Genomic DNA, 14,246 nt, shown 5'->3' with positions numbered 1-14,246 from the left:
ATAAAGGGGAATTAATAAAATGACAACTATAAAATTTGCCCATTTATATGTCCACCATTCTTCTAAAGAAATATTCAATACAAACCTTAAATATAAACCAGCAATTCGTGTAAAAAGATCTGACACAACGATAGGAAATAAACCATTAAAAATATATTGATTCCAATTCCATACATTTTTTAACTTATAAATAAAAAATGTAATCAATAAATAAAATGGTTCTAAATAAACTTCAACATCATAGCAAAAATACCCAATGAGTGCATATATGAGTGGGATAAATGATAATCTCTTCCATCCTAATTTAATACCACTCACTTGTTGAAAAATAACTAATATAATCAACCACTTTAAATAAAAAACTCCATCGTTATAAACCGTCATCCTCTATTTCTCCACTCTTTCGATTAATCCTTTTAGTTTCAGGCGTGACACAAAGCACGATTCATCGCCTTCGAAGTAGACGATATGGTTGGTGCGATCAATTTTGGTGACATTTTCTGGATTAACGACATAGGCACGGTGACTTTGGTAAAGGCGTTCGTCTGCTTTTGCGATATCTGAAACCTTGCCATAAAATTCCATATGCCCTGTTTTTGTGGTTAAAATAACTTTGTGAATTGTTGATGATGTCTCGAAGTACAAAATATCCGAAAAAGGAACTTGAACGTGTGAATGCTCGTTTTTAAAGACAAAGGCATCACTTGCTACTGTGGTATCGACATTTTCAAAAGCATATACTAAGACAGATGATACTGCCTCTTGAAACTCCTCTTCATTTAGCCCTTTATCAATAAAATCAAGTGCCGCTACACGGTACTTATAAGTTACTGGCATAAATTCAGAGTGCGTCGTCACAAAAACAATCACTGCATTAGGGTCTTTAGCACGAATTTCACGCGCAATCTCCATTCCTTTTTTCTCTTCTCCTTTAATTTCAATATCTAAGAAAAAAAATTGATGATTCCCTTGTTCCTTGATAGCTTCCAAAAGCTGTTGAGGCTTCCCAAAAATCTCCAACTGACGGTATTTCAGTTGATTTTCTTTCATACAACGATTAATAGCTTGTTCCAAACGTGATTGTTGGAAAAAATCATCCTCTAACACAAAGATATTTAGCATTTTAAACTCCTATATATTTTCCCAAGTTTGTATGACATCTTTTAAGCACCGTCTTGAACACTTAATATTGTCAATACAACTTGTTATAAAAATAATTTGTTGCTTTTCCTTATTAATCCCTTTAACATGAAAAAGATTGACCAGATACTGTTTATGACATCGTGTAAAGATATGTGGAGCAATTGCTTGAATATCTTTTAATTTCCCATAAATTTCATAACAATCATTTTCTGTTACAACTTTTAAGACATGCGGCTTATTTGCCACTGTGCTTACGTAATAAATATCTATTAACTTTACTTTTAATGATAGTCTTCCTTTTGTTACCATGATATAATCCATACAAAAAACCTCCTGATAAAACTATCGTAACAAAAGCAAAGCAATCATTTACGACTATGTAACGAACGGCATTTAAAATATCATGAACGGTAAAAAAACTGCTATTCATGACAAATAAGTGACTGTTCATTAGATAAGCCCAAATATTACATTTACATTTGCTACAATAATTTTGAAAGGAGGTTCTATGATTTATGTCATGCAACCAGTTTGGTACAATAAAGATTTTTACCATACTATCAAAAAAATCTTAGCTGAATATTATCCTAATAAAGCGATTAAACACAAGTCGTTTTATCGACTCATTCCAAATCATAAAACTCCTAATACTTATTTTATCATAAATGACGTACATTTAAAGACTTGGAACGGCATTAAAATTGCTAAACAAATAAGATCTAAAGAGCCCCATTCAAATCTTATTTTGATTTCTAATGACCTTGACTATAAAAAAATGTACCGAACCCATCTTTGCTTTTTAGGAATTTTAAATCTATCACAGCTAGATCATGCTGAATTGGCAAGTTATGTCCATGATATTGCATCAATAAGCTATTGATACCAAACTAAAACCCTGCTTGTTTTATCCAAGCAGGGTTATTTGTTATGCAATATCAAATTTGAGTTGTCCTTTTGAGACACCAATTTTAAGAGTATTTCCACTTGCTAATTCGCCTGATAGGATAAGTTCTGATAGTTTGTCTTCGACTTTATCTTGTAGGGTACGGCGAAGTGGACGGGCACCCATTTCTGGGTCATATCCAGCTTCAGCAAGATATTTAAGTGCTGATGGTTGGAATTTAAGCGTAATATCTTTTTCAGCTAAGGTTGCAATCAATGGTTTAACCATGATTTTAACCACGTCACGCATATTTTCTTGTGTCAAGTGGTGGAAGACAACTTTTTCATCAATACGGTTGATAAACTCAGGACGATAAGCTTTCTTAAGTTCTTCCATGATACGTTTTTGCATAGCATCATAGTCATGAGCCATGTCACGCGCACCAAATCCGACTGTCTTATCATCACGAAGAGCTGTCGCACCAAGGTTTGACGTCATGATAATAATCGTATTTGAGAAATCAACTTTACGACCACGACTGTCTGTCAACACACCATCATCCAAGACTTGAAGTAAAACATTGAAAATATCTGGGTGAGCTTTTTCAACCTCATCAAAAAGAAGCACTGAATAAGGTTTGTTGCGAACTTTTTCGGTTAATTCGCCACCTTCTTCGTAACCAACATATCCTGGAGGCGCTCCGTTTAAACGACTCGCCGCAAATTTTTCCATGTATTCAGACATGTCAAAGCGGATAAGCGCTGATTCATCATCAAAAAGTAGCTCTGCTAAAGCCTTAGCTAATTCTGTCTTACCAACACCAGTTGGTCCTAAGAACATAAATGAACCAATTGGACGTTTTCCTGTACGGATACCAGCTTGATTTCGACGAATAGCACGGCTAATGGCAGAAATTGCAGCATCTTGACCAATAACACGTTTATGCAATTCTTTTTCAAGCGTCAAATATTTCTTGCTGTCAGCTTGCGTCATTTTTTCAACAGGAATACCTGACAAACGGCTAAGAGTTGCCATGATGTCATCTTCTGTCACAGCTGTTGGCTTACGTGTCACAGCTTTACGTGAAGCTTTCAGCAATTTCGTAGCTTTTTTGAAATCACCTTCTAAGATAGCTTGGTCAGCTGGAGTTAAGTCAGAAGGTGTTTCTTTTTTCACCAAACCTTGAACAGTTGCACTAGCTTCATCAAGCAAATCAATAGCTGAGTCTGGTAGATTCTTACTTGTCAAATAACGGTGGGCAGCTTTAACTGCTGTCAACACAGCGGCATCAGAAATCGTTACATTGTGGAAAGTTTCGTAAGATTTCTTAAGTCCAAGAAGAATCTGATAAGCATCTTCAACACTTGGTTCTTCAATCGTAATTTTCGCAAAACGACGTGAAAGAGCTGCATCTTTTTCGATATGTTTTTGATACTCTTCTTGAGTTGTCGCACCAACCATGTGAAGCGTACCACGTGCAAGAGCAGGTTTCAAGATATTAGCAGCATCTAACGTACTGTCAATTCCAGAACCAGAACCCATAATGGTGTGCACTTCATCAATGAAAAGAATAATATGACCATCTTCTTCGATATCTGAGATGATTTGGTTCATGCGCTCCTCAAAGTCACCACGGAAACGAGTTCCCGCTACAACGCTCATCATATCAAGCTCTAAAACACGCATGTCTTGAAGCTCATAAGGAATTTCACCATTGACGATACGCTGCGCTAGACCGTAAGCAAGGGCAGTTTTTCCGACCCCAGCTTCACCGACCAAGACAGGATTATTCTTTGTCTTACGGCTAAGAACTTGTACCATGCGAGAAATTTCTTTTTCGCGACCAATAACTGGTTCCAATTTTCCTTGGCGTGCCATTTCAGTCAAATCACGCGTGAAATCTGATAATTCTCCCGCTGTTGACTGAGGTTTCATCATTTCTGAGAAAGCACCGCCCATTGTGGCTTTTTTGGGTTTGCGAAGATCGTGAATAGCTTTGATTTTTTCTTTAGTAAATCCAGCATTACGTGACAATGATTTACGCAAATCAAGCAAGCGTGCTGAATCACCATCTTCTTTATTTTTAAATCCAGCAACTTCCAAAAGACGTGTCGCAAACAAATCGAGATTCAACAACATAGCATAAAGGACATGCTCTGTTCCGACTTCAGTGCTGCCAGTCACTTTGCAAATTGATTCAGCAAAGGCTAAAACGTCTTTTAAGGCTTTAGATTGTTCTAAGAACTGCACATTTTTCACATCTGCCAAAGGTGATTTTCCGAGTGCCAAAACAGCTGCCGCTTCGTACTCTTCGTAAGCAATTTTATTTTGGTATTCAGCAAATGTTAACCCTGCCACTGAATCATGGACAGCTACCATGGCTAAAAGCACATGCCAACTTTCTAAATATGGGCTTTCAAATCTCGCCGCCTGATACTGGGCGATACTGAAAACCTCCTGCATTTTCATTGAATATTCACTCATAAATGGAATCCTTTTCTATCTAATCTTTGTAAGATTTTTCGCAACATACGTGCTCGAATTTCTGGAGCATCTTTTCCTAAAACTTCATCAGTAGCTGTTGCTAAAATCAGATTTCCTTCACGTTCACTAATAATTTTTTCGTCAAAAAGTAATTGAATCAAATCTGTAAAGACTTGCTCGCTGATACGTTCACCGATATTTGCCATAAGATTATCAAACATTTGGTGTTGGTCTGAGAAACGCACTCTAGCAATGCGAATATAACCACCGCCACCACGCTTACTTTCGACTGTATAGCCACGACTTTCTGTAAAACGTGTTTTAATCACGTAGTTAATTTGGCTAGGAACAACTTGAAAGGCATCTGCCAAGTTTGACCGCTTAATCTCAGCAATACCTGATTGGGCAAGTAATTGCTTGATGTATTCTTCAATACTATCAGATGTATTTTTTGCCATTAGCTTCCTCCTTTTCAAGATTAAAGACCATTTCAAGATGGACTCTCTTTGACTATAACTGACTAATATTATAACAAAAATATCACTTTTTATAAACGAAAATACACCAAATGACCTGCTCTCGTAAGCTTTTCTCACCATTTAAAATAAATAGCGCTTATTAAGCAATAGTATTTTACTATTAGAACAGATTTTAGTTGAGTTTGTTTCCTAGATAAGATACAATTAACCTTGTAACAAATGAAAGGTTTCAAGTAATGAACTATATTATTACATTTTTAATCGGCATGGTGCCACTTATTGAGCTTCGTGGTGCTGTTCCTTATGCTATCGCAACTGGTATTCCAATGTGGCAAGCACTGATTATCGGGGTTGTTGCCAACATGCTTCCAGTTCCAATTATCTTCTTCTTTGCTCGCCGCGTTTTAGAGTGGGGAGCTGATAAACCTGTTATCGGCGGTTTCTTTACTTGGTGTTTGAAAAAAGGTCATAAAGGTGGTAAAAAACTTGCAGATACTGCTGGTGACAAAGGAATTTTCATTGCTCTTCTTCTCTTTGTAGGAATTCCAATTCCTGGAACAGGAGCTTGGACAGGAACACTTGCCGCTTCAATTCTTGACTGGGACTTCAAACGCAGTATTACAGCTGTTATGCTAGGGGTTATCCTTGCAGGCTTAATCATGGGAACACTAACTGTTCTTGGTTTAGGTGCTTTATCTTAATCTAAAAAACTAAGAGCTTGGAAATCCCAAGCTCTTTAATGTTACACACAAAAAAAGAAGACCACTAAGTGATCTTCTTTTTATATTAGCAAGCTATTCTTATTTGTTAAGAGCTGCTGCCATTGTAGCTGCAACTTCTGATTCAAAGTCGTTAGCTGCTTTTTCGATACCTTCACCAACTTCGAAACGAGCGAAAGTAACAACTTTTGCGTTTACTGAATCAAGGTATTGTTCAACAGTTTTGCTGTCGTCCATGATGTAAACTTGTGCAAGAAGTGTGTATTGTTGGTCAACTTTAGTGTTGTCAAGCATGAAGCGAGCCATTTTACCAGGGATGATTTTATCCCAGATTTTTTCTGGTTTACCTTCAGCTTTAAGTTCTGCTTTGATATCTTCTTCAGCTTGAGCGATGATTTCATCAGTCAATTGTGATTTAGAACCAAATTTCAAGTGTGGAAGAGCTGGTTTGTTAACCATTGCACGTGATTCGTTATCAAGATCGATAGCGTGGTTCATTTGAGCCAATTCATCGTGGATGAATTGTTCGTCAAGTTCTTTGTATGAAAGAACTGTTGGTTTCATAGCTGCAACGTGCATTGAAACTTGTTTTGCAAGAGCTTCGTCGCCACCTTCAAGAACTGTGATAACACCGATACGTCCACCGTTGTGTTGGTAAGCACCGAAGTGTTGTTCGTCAGTTTTTTCGATAAGTGCAAAACGACGGAATGAGATTTTTTCACCGATAGTTGCAGTTGCGTTAACGTAAGCTGCTTCCAAAGTATCACCTGAAGCCAAAGTTACTTTAAGTGCTTCTTCGTTGTTAGCAGGTTTTTGTTCAGCGATAGCTTTAGCTGTTTCTTTAACCAATTCAACGAATTGTGCGTTTTGAGCAACGAAGTCAGTTTCAGCGTTAACTTCAACAACTGCTGCAACGTTACCGTCAACGTAAGTACCAGTCAAACCTTCAGCAGCAACGCGGTCAGCTTTTTTAGCTGCTTTAGCCATACCTTTTTCACGAAGCAATTCAATTGCTTTTTCCATGTCACCGTCAGTTTCAACAAGTGCTTTTTTAGCGTCCATGACACCAGCACCTGATTTTTCACGCAATTCTTTTACTTGAGCTGCAGTAATTGCCATTTTTATGTCCTCCAGGATTTTTTTGTTTACCAAATAATAAAAACGAGACAGAGCGGTTTGCTTTCTGCCCCGTTTTAAAGCATATCAAAGACTGTTAAGACTCTAATCTTATTCGTTGTCGCCTTCTACAACTTCAACGATTTCTTCGATTGAATCAGCTTTTGCTTCTGCTTGGAAATCAGCGTCAGCATCTTCACCTTGGCGTCCTTCGATAACAGCGTCAGCCAATTTAGAAGTGATCAATTTAACGGCGCGGATAGCGTCATCGTTAGCTGGGATGATAACATCGATATCATCTGGATCAGCGTTAGTATCAACCATAGCTACTACAGGGATACCAAGTTTTTTAGCTTCTTTAACAGCGATTTGTTCTTTGTGTGGGTCAACAATGTACATTACGTCTGGAATACGTGGCATATCTTCGATACCGCCCAAGAATTTTTCAAGACGAGCACGTTGTTTGTTAAGAAGAGCAACTTCTTTCTTAGGAAGAACTTCAAAAGTTCCATCTTCTTCCATACGTTTGATTTCTTTCAAACGAGCGATACGTTTTTGGATAGTATCCCAGTTTGTAAGAGTTCCACCCAACCAACGGTGGTTGATGTAGTATTGACCTGCGCGTTCTGCTTCTTCTTTAACAGCGTCAGCAGCTTGTTTTTTAGTACCAACAAACAAGATTACAGCGTCGTTAGCAGCTGCATCACGAACGAATTCGTAAGCTGCGTCAGCCATTTTTACAGTTTGTTGAAGGTCGATAACGTGGATACCGTTACGTTCTGTGAAGATGTATTTAGCCATCTTAGGGTTCCAGCGACGAGTTTGGTGACCGAAGTGAACACCAGCTTCAAGAAGTTGTTTCATTGAAATTACTGCCATGAGTAGTTTCTCCTTTATAAAATGTTTTTTTCCTCTTCCAGACTTCATCTTGCAAATCCACTCATAATGAGCAACAGACTCACAATACATCCAGAATGAGTATTTGTTGCATAATACAACTATCATAGTTTACCATAAAAGCAAGCTATTGGCAAGCCATATGCGGCTTGAAAGAGTTTTTATTTTAGGCTTTTTGGAGCCTTTTGATAACTGAAAATAACCACTAAATTTTCACGGTTTTTTCCAAGATAAAAACAAAAAAAGCTCGATTAATCGAGCTTACTTGGCATTATGAAGGCGGTAGACGGATTTGAACCGACGATCAAGCTTTTGCAGAGCCGTGCCTTACCACTTGGCTATACCGCCATAACAGATAATATTTTACCCTAAAATAATAAGCTCGTCAAGCCTAATTCGTGAAATTCTGAAAGAGGTTTATGAAAATAAAAGAATTCACAGCTTTACCCTTGAAATTTCAACAATCTATGATAGAATACTAAAAATCTTTGGAGGTGGTTTATGAAAAAACTAAGTCCTAACAGTCACATTCGCGTACTCAGTCCGTCAGATTCAATTGCTCGCTTGGGTGGATTTGAAGCCAATCTTTCTGCCAAGGAAACGTTAGAAAATCTAGGATTTCGTGTGTCATTTTCAGAACATTATTTAGAATCTGATATGCTCTATTCTTCTTCAATCAAGAGCCGTGTTGCTGATTTGCACGCTGCTTTTGCTGATGACTCTGTTGATGCTATTCTGGCTACGATTGGTGGTTTTAATTCTAACGAACTGTTGCCCTATCTTGACTACGACTTAATTGCCAAACACCCCAAAATTATCTGCGGTTATTCTGATTCAACAGCTTTTTTAAATGCTATTTTTGCTAAAACTGGAAACCTCACTTACATGGGACCATCATATTCTAGTTTTAAAATGAAAGAAGGTCAAGATTACCAGAGCAAGGCTTGGTTAAATGCCATGACAAAATCAGCTTATGACCTTGTTCCAAGTCAGGAGTGGTCAAGCGACCCTTGGTATGACCCAACACAACCACGTCATTTTATGCCAACAGAATGGAAAATTTACAACGCAGGGAAAGCTTCTGGCACCATTATTGGTGGAAATTTGTCTACTTTTGGACTTCTTCGCGGGACACCTTACGCCCCTCAAGTCAACGATTATGTCCTTTTCTTAGAAGAGGCAGAAGAAGATGACTATCATGATTTTGACCGCAATTTAGCAGCCATTTTACAAGCTTACCCCAATCCAAAAGCAGTGCTTATCGGACGCTTCCCAAAGGAGTGCCAAATGACACCCGAAATATTAACCTATATCCTAGACAAGCACCCACTTCTTAAAACCATTCCTGTCATGTATGACCTTGATTTTGCCCACACTCAGCCACTCTTTACAATCACTATCGGCGCCCAAGCAAGCATTGACACTGGTGAATTATCTATCCATATCAAGGAATAAAACTCCCCTGTAATGAATCACAATTCAGGAAACTAAAGAAGTTACAATAAAAAATAGAATAGTTGATGTTAAAAACCTCAATTCAAAAATACGCCCTTTCGTTTTAAAACGAAGTGGCGTATTTATTTATCTTTCAGCTTTGACTAAAAGTAATCATTTTGTCCAGGATTTTAACCAGACGTTTTTCTTGATTTTTAGTCATTTTATCTTTAGTGGCATCATGGTCATCGACCGTACCAACGTGAACTTTAACATCTCCTGAACTATTAATTGCAACGACAAAAGGAACGTATAATTTGTCTTCTTTGGTATAAGTTTGAGAGAATTTTTTCACGATAGCATTGTCAGCGTCGCTATAATGTTTACCTCGAACATCGACTGTATAGGCTTTAACATGGTCTGCTTGTAATTCCTTGTCTAAGACAGGCAATAACTCAACACACCACGGACAGGTTGGAAAGCCAAAATAATACATGCCTTGTTCTTTAGCTTCTAAGCGACTAACCACATCATCTGGATTATCTTTAACCAGCTGAGCCGTTTCATCAACATAAGCACTTGTTCCGTTTAATTTATTGGTAACGATATAACCACCACCAAAAATAATCGCAAACAAAATGATAAAGAGACCAAGTTTCATTTTTTTATTTTTCACTATTTTTCTCCTTTTGAATTAGCTGAACAATTGACAGTAAAATCACCTCGCCATCTGCTGTGAATGGTAAGAGGTTAAACAGATTCATTAGACAAGTTACCTTCAATACGAGGGTGTAGTAATTTAGAGGGATTAAAATGCCAATAATAGTCAATAGAAATGGGGATATAAAAGCAATTAAGAAATTGTCTAAGGGACAGTTTTGATTTCTATACTCCACTTGAAAAGCCAGAACACCAACGTGTTTAAAACACGCTTGGTAATGCAGTGCTCGTGCCACCAAGTAATGCAATATCTCATGTAATCCGACCGCAGCATAAACTGACAAAATTGTAATAACAACTAAACTAAACAACTCAATCATGTTTCGTTTCGCTGAATTTATCAGTGAGATAAGTTAGAGCACAGACAAGGCAAAAATAAATGATAAATGCAATTAATGTTTGCCAAGACAAGCCAAATGTTGTGGAAATCTTGTGCTCAGTAATTTTGTTATCAATGGTGATGCCTAACAAAGTTTTTACTGAAGCTGACGATCCGCCAAGCTGAAATAATTTCCAAAGGCTTGTAAACACAACTAAGGCAGCGTAGGTCACTACACTAATCCCTAGACAACGACTAAAATCTTTCATATCTTAACCTCCTAAGAAGACTATAGTGAATACCTGCTAATAGGATAATAACTATCAAACCCAAGCTTGCGTTTTTCACAACAAGCGTGACTAAGATAAAAATAATCCCTAATAAAAACATTGACGTGGTCTCATTAAGATTTCCGCGTGATTTTGGAAAAAGATAGCCCAGCATCAAAGCAGATTGAGCAAAAGCAACTGACACCATCACTTGGTTAATAGTAGCTAAATGAAAGGCAAAGCAAATCAATAAAGGTATTTCCAACAATACAAGAAGCAAATACTGACCAAAGTATTCTTCCCATACTGTAATCCGCAGGAGATTATACTGATGTCGGAAATCCTCTGTGCTATCGCCATGTGAAAGTAATAATAAGCCATTAAACGCAAGCAATGTTGGTAAGACTGCCAGAACTGCTTTTACACCACTCTGATAAGCCATAATGCCAATAACAATCACAGGAAAAATCAAATAATACCAATTTGTTTTATAACGAAAGGTGACTTTATCAAGAACAGGTACCTTAATAAAGCGACTGCGACTAGTAACTAAAGTGTCAGCCAAAGGCAAATGTAAAAGCAAATAAACAGCGACAACTAGACAGCCAAAACTACCAAGGAATGCTCCTAGAATCAACTCATGAATGGAAAATGGAGAAGAAGCTAATCGTGATTCTAGTGCATAACGCCATTGAAAGAAATAAGCCAAACTAGTTATTAAAATTAGATTTGCTAGGAGTAGTTTAATCACAAGCAAGTGTTTTATCTGATTTTGCAAAAGCCTATCTAGCACTAAAGACAGGCATTCTAAGCTGATGATAACAAGAAAGAACGAAAAATGTTGACTAAGGAAAAACAAGCCAAAATCTCCCACAGAAGTTGTAACCAACTTGATAGCAGGCGTTGCAATGATCATGACTAATTCATAAATCCCAACCATTAACAACAAACGGAACAAAGAGTAAGCCCTTTGAATATCACGTTTTCGAAATGGTAAAGCTTTAACGAAATACAAAGATGTCTTATCCAAAGCCAAGGTTGCCTCAACAAAAAGAAAGGACAAGCAACCCAAGACAAATGTATTGCTGAAATAGCTAAAAAAGATTTGTTTCTGCCCAGTTTCCAAAATAGCAAGAGGAACATTTGTTCTGATGGATGATATTTTTGCCAGCTCTTTCATGTTGTAGAGATAATACAAAATATAAAGCAGGCATAGGAAAGTGACAAAGGAACGTCTTACCCATTTTGATTTGAAAATTGGGCGATTTAAGAAACCTTTCAAAGCATTATTCAGAAACATTGTCATCAAAAGTTGCGTATCTTTGAATGAACGTGATTTTATCATGAACAGACTCCGTGCGTAACACCTCTGCTTCCAATTGACTAGCATCGCCAGTAAAAGGAACTAATTTCCCATTAGACATCAAAAAGATATGGTCACAAAAGTGATTGATTATGGTCATATTATGTGAAATTAAGACAAAACTGCGATGATCAAGTAAAGCCTGAAAGAGTTTTACTGTAATCAAAGTGGTTTCAAAATCCAAACCATTAAAAACTTCATCTCCCAAAACATAAGGAGCATTTGATAAGACAGCAGCGATAATTTGAACTTTCTTTTTCATCCCAAAAGAATAAGATTCTAAAAGCTGATTCTTAGCTTCCTTCAAATCATATAATTCAAAGAAAGAATCGACCTTATCAAGGTCTGCATTTGGATAACGCGCCAAAACGAATTGAATGTATTCATTTCCTGTCATGTAATCCGGAAGATAAAAATCAGATGGAATGTAAAAGACTTGCTCCTTGAAGGTATCCGATTGATTATGGTGACTATCAATCCAAATCTCTCCTTCACTTGGACGTTTCAAACCAACGACACAATCTAGAAATGTCGTCTTTCCACTACCATTAATACCAACAATAACACTCACTTGTTTTTCAGGAAAAGTCACTGAAATATCATTTAAAACCAAGCGCTTATATGTTTTAGATAAGTGTTCAATCTTAATCATAAATTCCTTATTCTAACACCTTCTCTTAAAAATAAAGAGAAGAGCGATATTATTTAGTACAGTTAAATGTTACATGAATAACATCAGGAACACCTAACTTGATTCCGCCAGCAAAGTTTCCTGATTGTGACGTACAGTAAGCCGCATAACCAATAACTGCAATGACAGAAACAAGAGCGCAAACTGCCCAAACCCACTTAACAGTTACTTTTGAAGCATATTTAGCTTGCAAAGCAACCAAGTAGTTATCCATAAATCCTAACATAATCTTATGTTTTCCTTTCAACTTTTTAAAAATAAGAGGATAAAAAATGCCCATACAAATGGCAAATCACTCTTATCTATCAGGTGTTCTTTTTCGAAAAATAATTACCGATAACGTAAACCATTTAAACAGATTACACTATCATCATATCATCCAAAAGTTAAGATTTCTGAAAATTGTATATTTGCTTAACAAAAAAAGTTTATTTGCGTATTTGCAAATAAACCGATTTTAATATTTTCGCTGATACAATGAAGACATAACATTAAGGAGGATACTACTAATGCTTAAACTAACCCTTAAACAATTACTTAAAACAGTCGTTCTGGTACTTCCATTCTTTGTATATTACCCGTAAAACCTATTCAAAATAATCAACTAGCCCCAAGTAATAACATTCATCCCTTCCCCTGCCCTAATAAATGTTATTACTCACAAAACTTATGAATAATACGTAATATATAAAATTTGGAGGATACTTATTATGTTCACACAAACACTAAAACAAATTTTTAAAATAACCACTTTTGTAGTTCCAATGTTTGTATTGCCCCTCGCTCTCTTATTGTAGTTAGCTTCCTTGTTAAATTAACTTTTATCTGGAAAAATACTTGATAAATTCTCTTTCAAAAAAGCAACCATAATCGGATTCCCCGTTCCTTCTACACATTTAATAAATGTTTCTAAATCAGATAAATCATCTGATTTTTCATCCATGTGATTTAATACTTTTTTCAGAAAATTAAGCCAAGTCATAGCAAACATATCCTGATAAGTTAATATCTTTTCAAGGTGTTCAATAAAGTAATTAGCTTGATAAGTTTTCCCGTAACCTATTAACATGAGTATCAAATTTAAAAAGACAACTTCGGCATTCTTTTTATGACTCGGAAGAGATAAATATAATTTATCACGATCAACAAATGCTTTTCCCAAAAAAATCAAATCCGACTCAGATAGAATAGACATTGTATTTCCAAAAACAAAAAGCTCATACTCTGTCCATTCTTCAATCTCATAAAGGTATGATGTCAAAAAATTCTTTTCATCTTCAGTGATGGTATAAGTCGAATCGAGCGTATGAATAGATGCTTTTATGATTAACTCATTTAAACGCTTATAGACATCAAATGTTTCAGAGCTTTTTTCACTTTCAAGCAAACTATACAAACCATCAATATCTTGTTTATTATATAATTCGTTAATCTTATTTACTATTTGAAACGTCTCCGGTTCTTGATAGTTATTAATTGCGTGGCCGAATTCTGAGAAGGTCATGTGGATACCTGAGATAGCGATTAAGAGTTTATCTGCAGCAAGCATGGATTGGCCATTTTCAAAACGTGAGAGTTGAGATACCGAAAGGTTTTCTCGTGCAACGTCTTTTAGTTTCAAACCACGCGCGATTCGCAGTTCGCGATAGAGTTCACCCAATTGCATTGATTTTTCGAGTTTCATACAGTCTCCTTTTTTGAATCTATGATTTTCAAATTCTCCCAGTAA

The 14,246-nt window shown here is 36.6% G+C and carries 15 protein-coding genes, 1 tRNA gene and 1 pseudogene; 3 read left to right on the top strand and 14 right to left on the bottom strand.

The window, feature by feature from the left end:
• From E0E02_RS03035 to E0E02_RS03025, 3 genes and pseudogenes are all read right to left on the bottom strand, one after another.
• Nucleotides 1-384: pseudogene (locus tag E0E02_RS03035) on the bottom strand (histidine kinase); the annotation flags it as partial.
• 3 nt (nucleotides 385-387) lie between these two features.
• Complete coding sequence (locus E0E02_RS03030; protein ID WP_133017806.1) at nucleotides 388-1,122, bottom strand: response regulator transcription factor; 735 nt, start codon at nucleotides 1,120-1,122, stop codon at nucleotides 388-390.
• Between the two features lie 9 nt (nucleotides 1,123-1,131).
• Nucleotides 1,132-1,464, bottom strand: coding sequence for a LytTR family DNA-binding domain-containing protein (locus E0E02_RS03025; protein WP_133017805.1), 333 nt, complete (start codon nucleotides 1,462-1,464; stop codon nucleotides 1,132-1,134).
• Between the two features lie 187 nt (nucleotides 1,465-1,651).
• On the opposite strand from E0E02_RS03025, the gene E0E02_RS03020 reads away from it, so the two are divergent.
• Complete coding sequence (locus tag E0E02_RS03020) at nucleotides 1,652-2,023, top strand: response regulator (protein WP_133017804.1); 372 nt, start codon at nucleotides 1,652-1,654, stop codon at nucleotides 2,021-2,023.
• Between the two features lie 45 nt (nucleotides 2,024-2,068).
• Here the strand turns inward: E0E02_RS03020 and E0E02_RS03015 are convergent, their stop codons facing one another.
• A complete protein-coding gene (locus E0E02_RS03015) occupies nucleotides 2,069-4,510 on the bottom strand; it encodes an ATP-dependent Clp protease ATP-binding subunit (protein ID WP_133017803.1) in 2,442 nt (813 codons plus the stop codon).
• On the bottom strand, nucleotides 4,507-4,968 hold the full coding sequence (locus E0E02_RS03010; protein WP_039696152.1) for a CtsR family transcriptional regulator: 462 nt from the start codon (nucleotides 4,966-4,968) through the stop codon (nucleotides 4,507-4,509). The genes E0E02_RS03015 and E0E02_RS03010 overlap by 4 nt, the downstream gene beginning before the upstream one ends.
• 257 nt (nucleotides 4,969-5,225) lie before the next feature.
• Between E0E02_RS03010 and E0E02_RS03005 the strand changes: the two genes are divergently transcribed.
• A complete protein-coding gene (locus E0E02_RS03005; protein WP_074560991.1) occupies nucleotides 5,226-5,690 on the top strand; it encodes a small multi-drug export protein in 465 nt (154 codons plus the stop codon).
• Between the two features lie 99 nt (nucleotides 5,691-5,789).
• Here E0E02_RS03005 and tsf read toward each other — a convergent pair whose 3' ends face one another.
• The 3 genes from tsf to E0E02_RS02990 all read right to left on the bottom strand — a co-directional run bounded on the left by tsf (nucleotide 5,790) and on the right by E0E02_RS02990 (nucleotide 8,069).
• Nucleotides 5,790-6,827 (bottom strand): translation elongation factor Ts, encoded by a 1,038-nt coding sequence (gene tsf, locus E0E02_RS03000; RefSeq protein ID WP_074869514.1) that lies wholly within the window; start codon nucleotides 6,825-6,827, stop codon nucleotides 5,790-5,792.
• Nucleotides 6,828-6,935: 108 nt separating this feature from the next.
• Entirely contained in the window at nucleotides 6,936-7,703 is a 768-nt protein-coding gene (gene rpsB, locus E0E02_RS02995) for a 30S ribosomal protein S2 (protein ID WP_074564586.1), read from the bottom strand.
• A gap of 295 nt (nucleotides 7,704-7,998) precedes the next feature.
• A tRNA-Cys gene (locus E0E02_RS02990) sits at nucleotides 7,999-8,069 on the bottom strand.
• Nucleotides 8,070-8,222: 153 nt separating this feature from the next.
• Here E0E02_RS02990 and E0E02_RS02985 point away from each other — a divergent pair.
• The gene (locus E0E02_RS02985) at nucleotides 8,223-9,176 is read left to right on the top strand and encodes a S66 peptidase family protein (RefSeq protein ID WP_133017802.1); all 954 of its coding nucleotides are present in this window, start codon (nucleotides 8,223-8,225) and stop codon (nucleotides 9,174-9,176) included.
• Between the two features lie 133 nt (nucleotides 9,177-9,309).
• On the opposite strand, the gene E0E02_RS02980 is transcribed toward E0E02_RS02985, so the two are convergent.
• The 6 genes from E0E02_RS02980 to E0E02_RS02950 form a co-directional block, all read right to left on the bottom strand.
• Nucleotides 9,310-9,831, bottom strand: coding sequence for a transporter (locus tag E0E02_RS02980; protein ID WP_240789012.1), 522 nt, complete (start codon nucleotides 9,829-9,831; stop codon nucleotides 9,310-9,312).
• Between the two features lie 356 nt (nucleotides 9,832-10,187).
• Nucleotides 10,188-10,463 carry a hypothetical protein gene (locus E0E02_RS02970; RefSeq protein WP_074626771.1) on the bottom strand — a complete coding sequence of 92 codons (276 nt, stop codon included), beginning with the start codon at nucleotides 10,461-10,463 and terminating at the stop codon, nucleotides 10,188-10,190.
• The gene (locus E0E02_RS02965) at nucleotides 10,450-11,772 is read right to left on the bottom strand and encodes a hypothetical protein (RefSeq protein ID WP_240789011.1); all 1,323 of its coding nucleotides are present in this window, start codon (nucleotides 11,770-11,772) and stop codon (nucleotides 10,450-10,452) included. Before E0E02_RS02965 ends, E0E02_RS02970 begins: the two co-directional genes overlap by 14 nt.
• Entirely contained in the window at nucleotides 11,750-12,478 is a 729-nt protein-coding gene (locus E0E02_RS02960; RefSeq protein ID WP_133017801.1) for an ABC transporter ATP-binding protein, read from the bottom strand. The genes E0E02_RS02965 and E0E02_RS02960 overlap by 23 nt, the downstream gene beginning before the upstream one ends.
• Nucleotides 12,479-12,527: 49 nt before the next feature.
• Entirely contained in the window at nucleotides 12,528-12,743 is a 216-nt protein-coding gene (locus E0E02_RS02955; RefSeq protein WP_015695792.1) for a hypothetical protein, read from the bottom strand.
• A 588-nt stretch (nucleotides 12,744-13,331) separates the two neighbouring features.
• The gene (locus E0E02_RS02950; protein WP_133017799.1) at nucleotides 13,332-14,201 is read right to left on the bottom strand and encodes an Rgg/GadR/MutR family transcriptional regulator; all 870 of its coding nucleotides are present in this window, start codon (nucleotides 14,199-14,201) and stop codon (nucleotides 13,332-13,334) included.
• Nucleotides 14,202-14,246 lie beyond the last annotated feature (45 nt).

The sequence above is a fragment of the Streptococcus sp. KCJ4932 genome (assembly GCF_004352745.1).
In the GTDB taxonomy this organism is placed as follows: Bacteria; Bacillota; Bacilli; order Lactobacillales; family Streptococcaceae; genus Streptococcus; species Streptococcus ruminicola.
The sequence above is the reverse complement of the archived record's forward strand: the minus strand, read 5'-3'. Positions and strand labels throughout refer to the sequence as shown.

Excerpts from the sequence above, each read along its gene's own strand:
- E0E02_RS03020 (WP_133017804.1), top strand. The coding sequence starts at position 1,652 with ATGATTTATGTCATGCAACCAGTTTGGTACAATAAAGATTTTTACCAT.
- E0E02_RS02950 (WP_133017799.1), bottom strand. The coding sequence starts at position 14,201 with ATGAAACTCGAAAAATCAATGCAATTGGGTGAACTCTATCGCGAACTG.
- E0E02_RS02970 (WP_074626771.1), bottom strand. The coding sequence starts at position 10,463 with ATGAAAGATTTTAGTCGTTGTCTAGGGATTAGTGTAGTGACCTACGCT.
- E0E02_RS03025 (WP_133017805.1), bottom strand. The coding sequence starts at position 1,464 with ATGGATTATATCATGGTAACAAAAGGAAGACTATCATTAAAAGTAAAG.
- E0E02_RS03015 (WP_133017803.1), bottom strand. The coding sequence starts at position 4,510 with ATGAGTGAATATTCAATGAAAATGCAGGAGGTTTTCAGTATCGCCCAG.
- rpsB (WP_074564586.1), bottom strand. The coding sequence starts at position 7,703 with ATGGCAGTAATTTCAATGAAACAACTTCTTGAAGCTGGTGTTCACTTC.
- E0E02_RS03005 (WP_074560991.1), top strand. The coding sequence starts at position 5,226 with ATGAACTATATTATTACATTTTTAATCGGCATGGTGCCACTTATTGAG.
- E0E02_RS03010 (WP_039696152.1), bottom strand. The coding sequence starts at position 4,968 with ATGGCAAAAAATACATCTGATAGTATTGAAGAATACATCAAGCAATTA.
- E0E02_RS02955 (WP_015695792.1), bottom strand. The coding sequence starts at position 12,743 with ATGTTAGGATTTATGGATAACTACTTGGTTGCTTTGCAAGCTAAATAT.
- tsf (WP_074869514.1), bottom strand. The coding sequence starts at position 6,827 with ATGGCAATTACTGCAGCTCAAGTAAAAGAATTGCGTGAAAAATCAGGT.
- E0E02_RS03030 (WP_133017806.1), bottom strand. The coding sequence starts at position 1,122 with ATGCTAAATATCTTTGTGTTAGAGGATGATTTTTTCCAACAATCACGT.
- E0E02_RS02960 (WP_133017801.1), bottom strand. The coding sequence starts at position 12,478 with ATGATTAAGATTGAACACTTATCTAAAACATATAAGCGCTTGGTTTTA.
- E0E02_RS02985 (WP_133017802.1), top strand. The coding sequence starts at position 8,223 with ATGAAAAAACTAAGTCCTAACAGTCACATTCGCGTACTCAGTCCGTCA.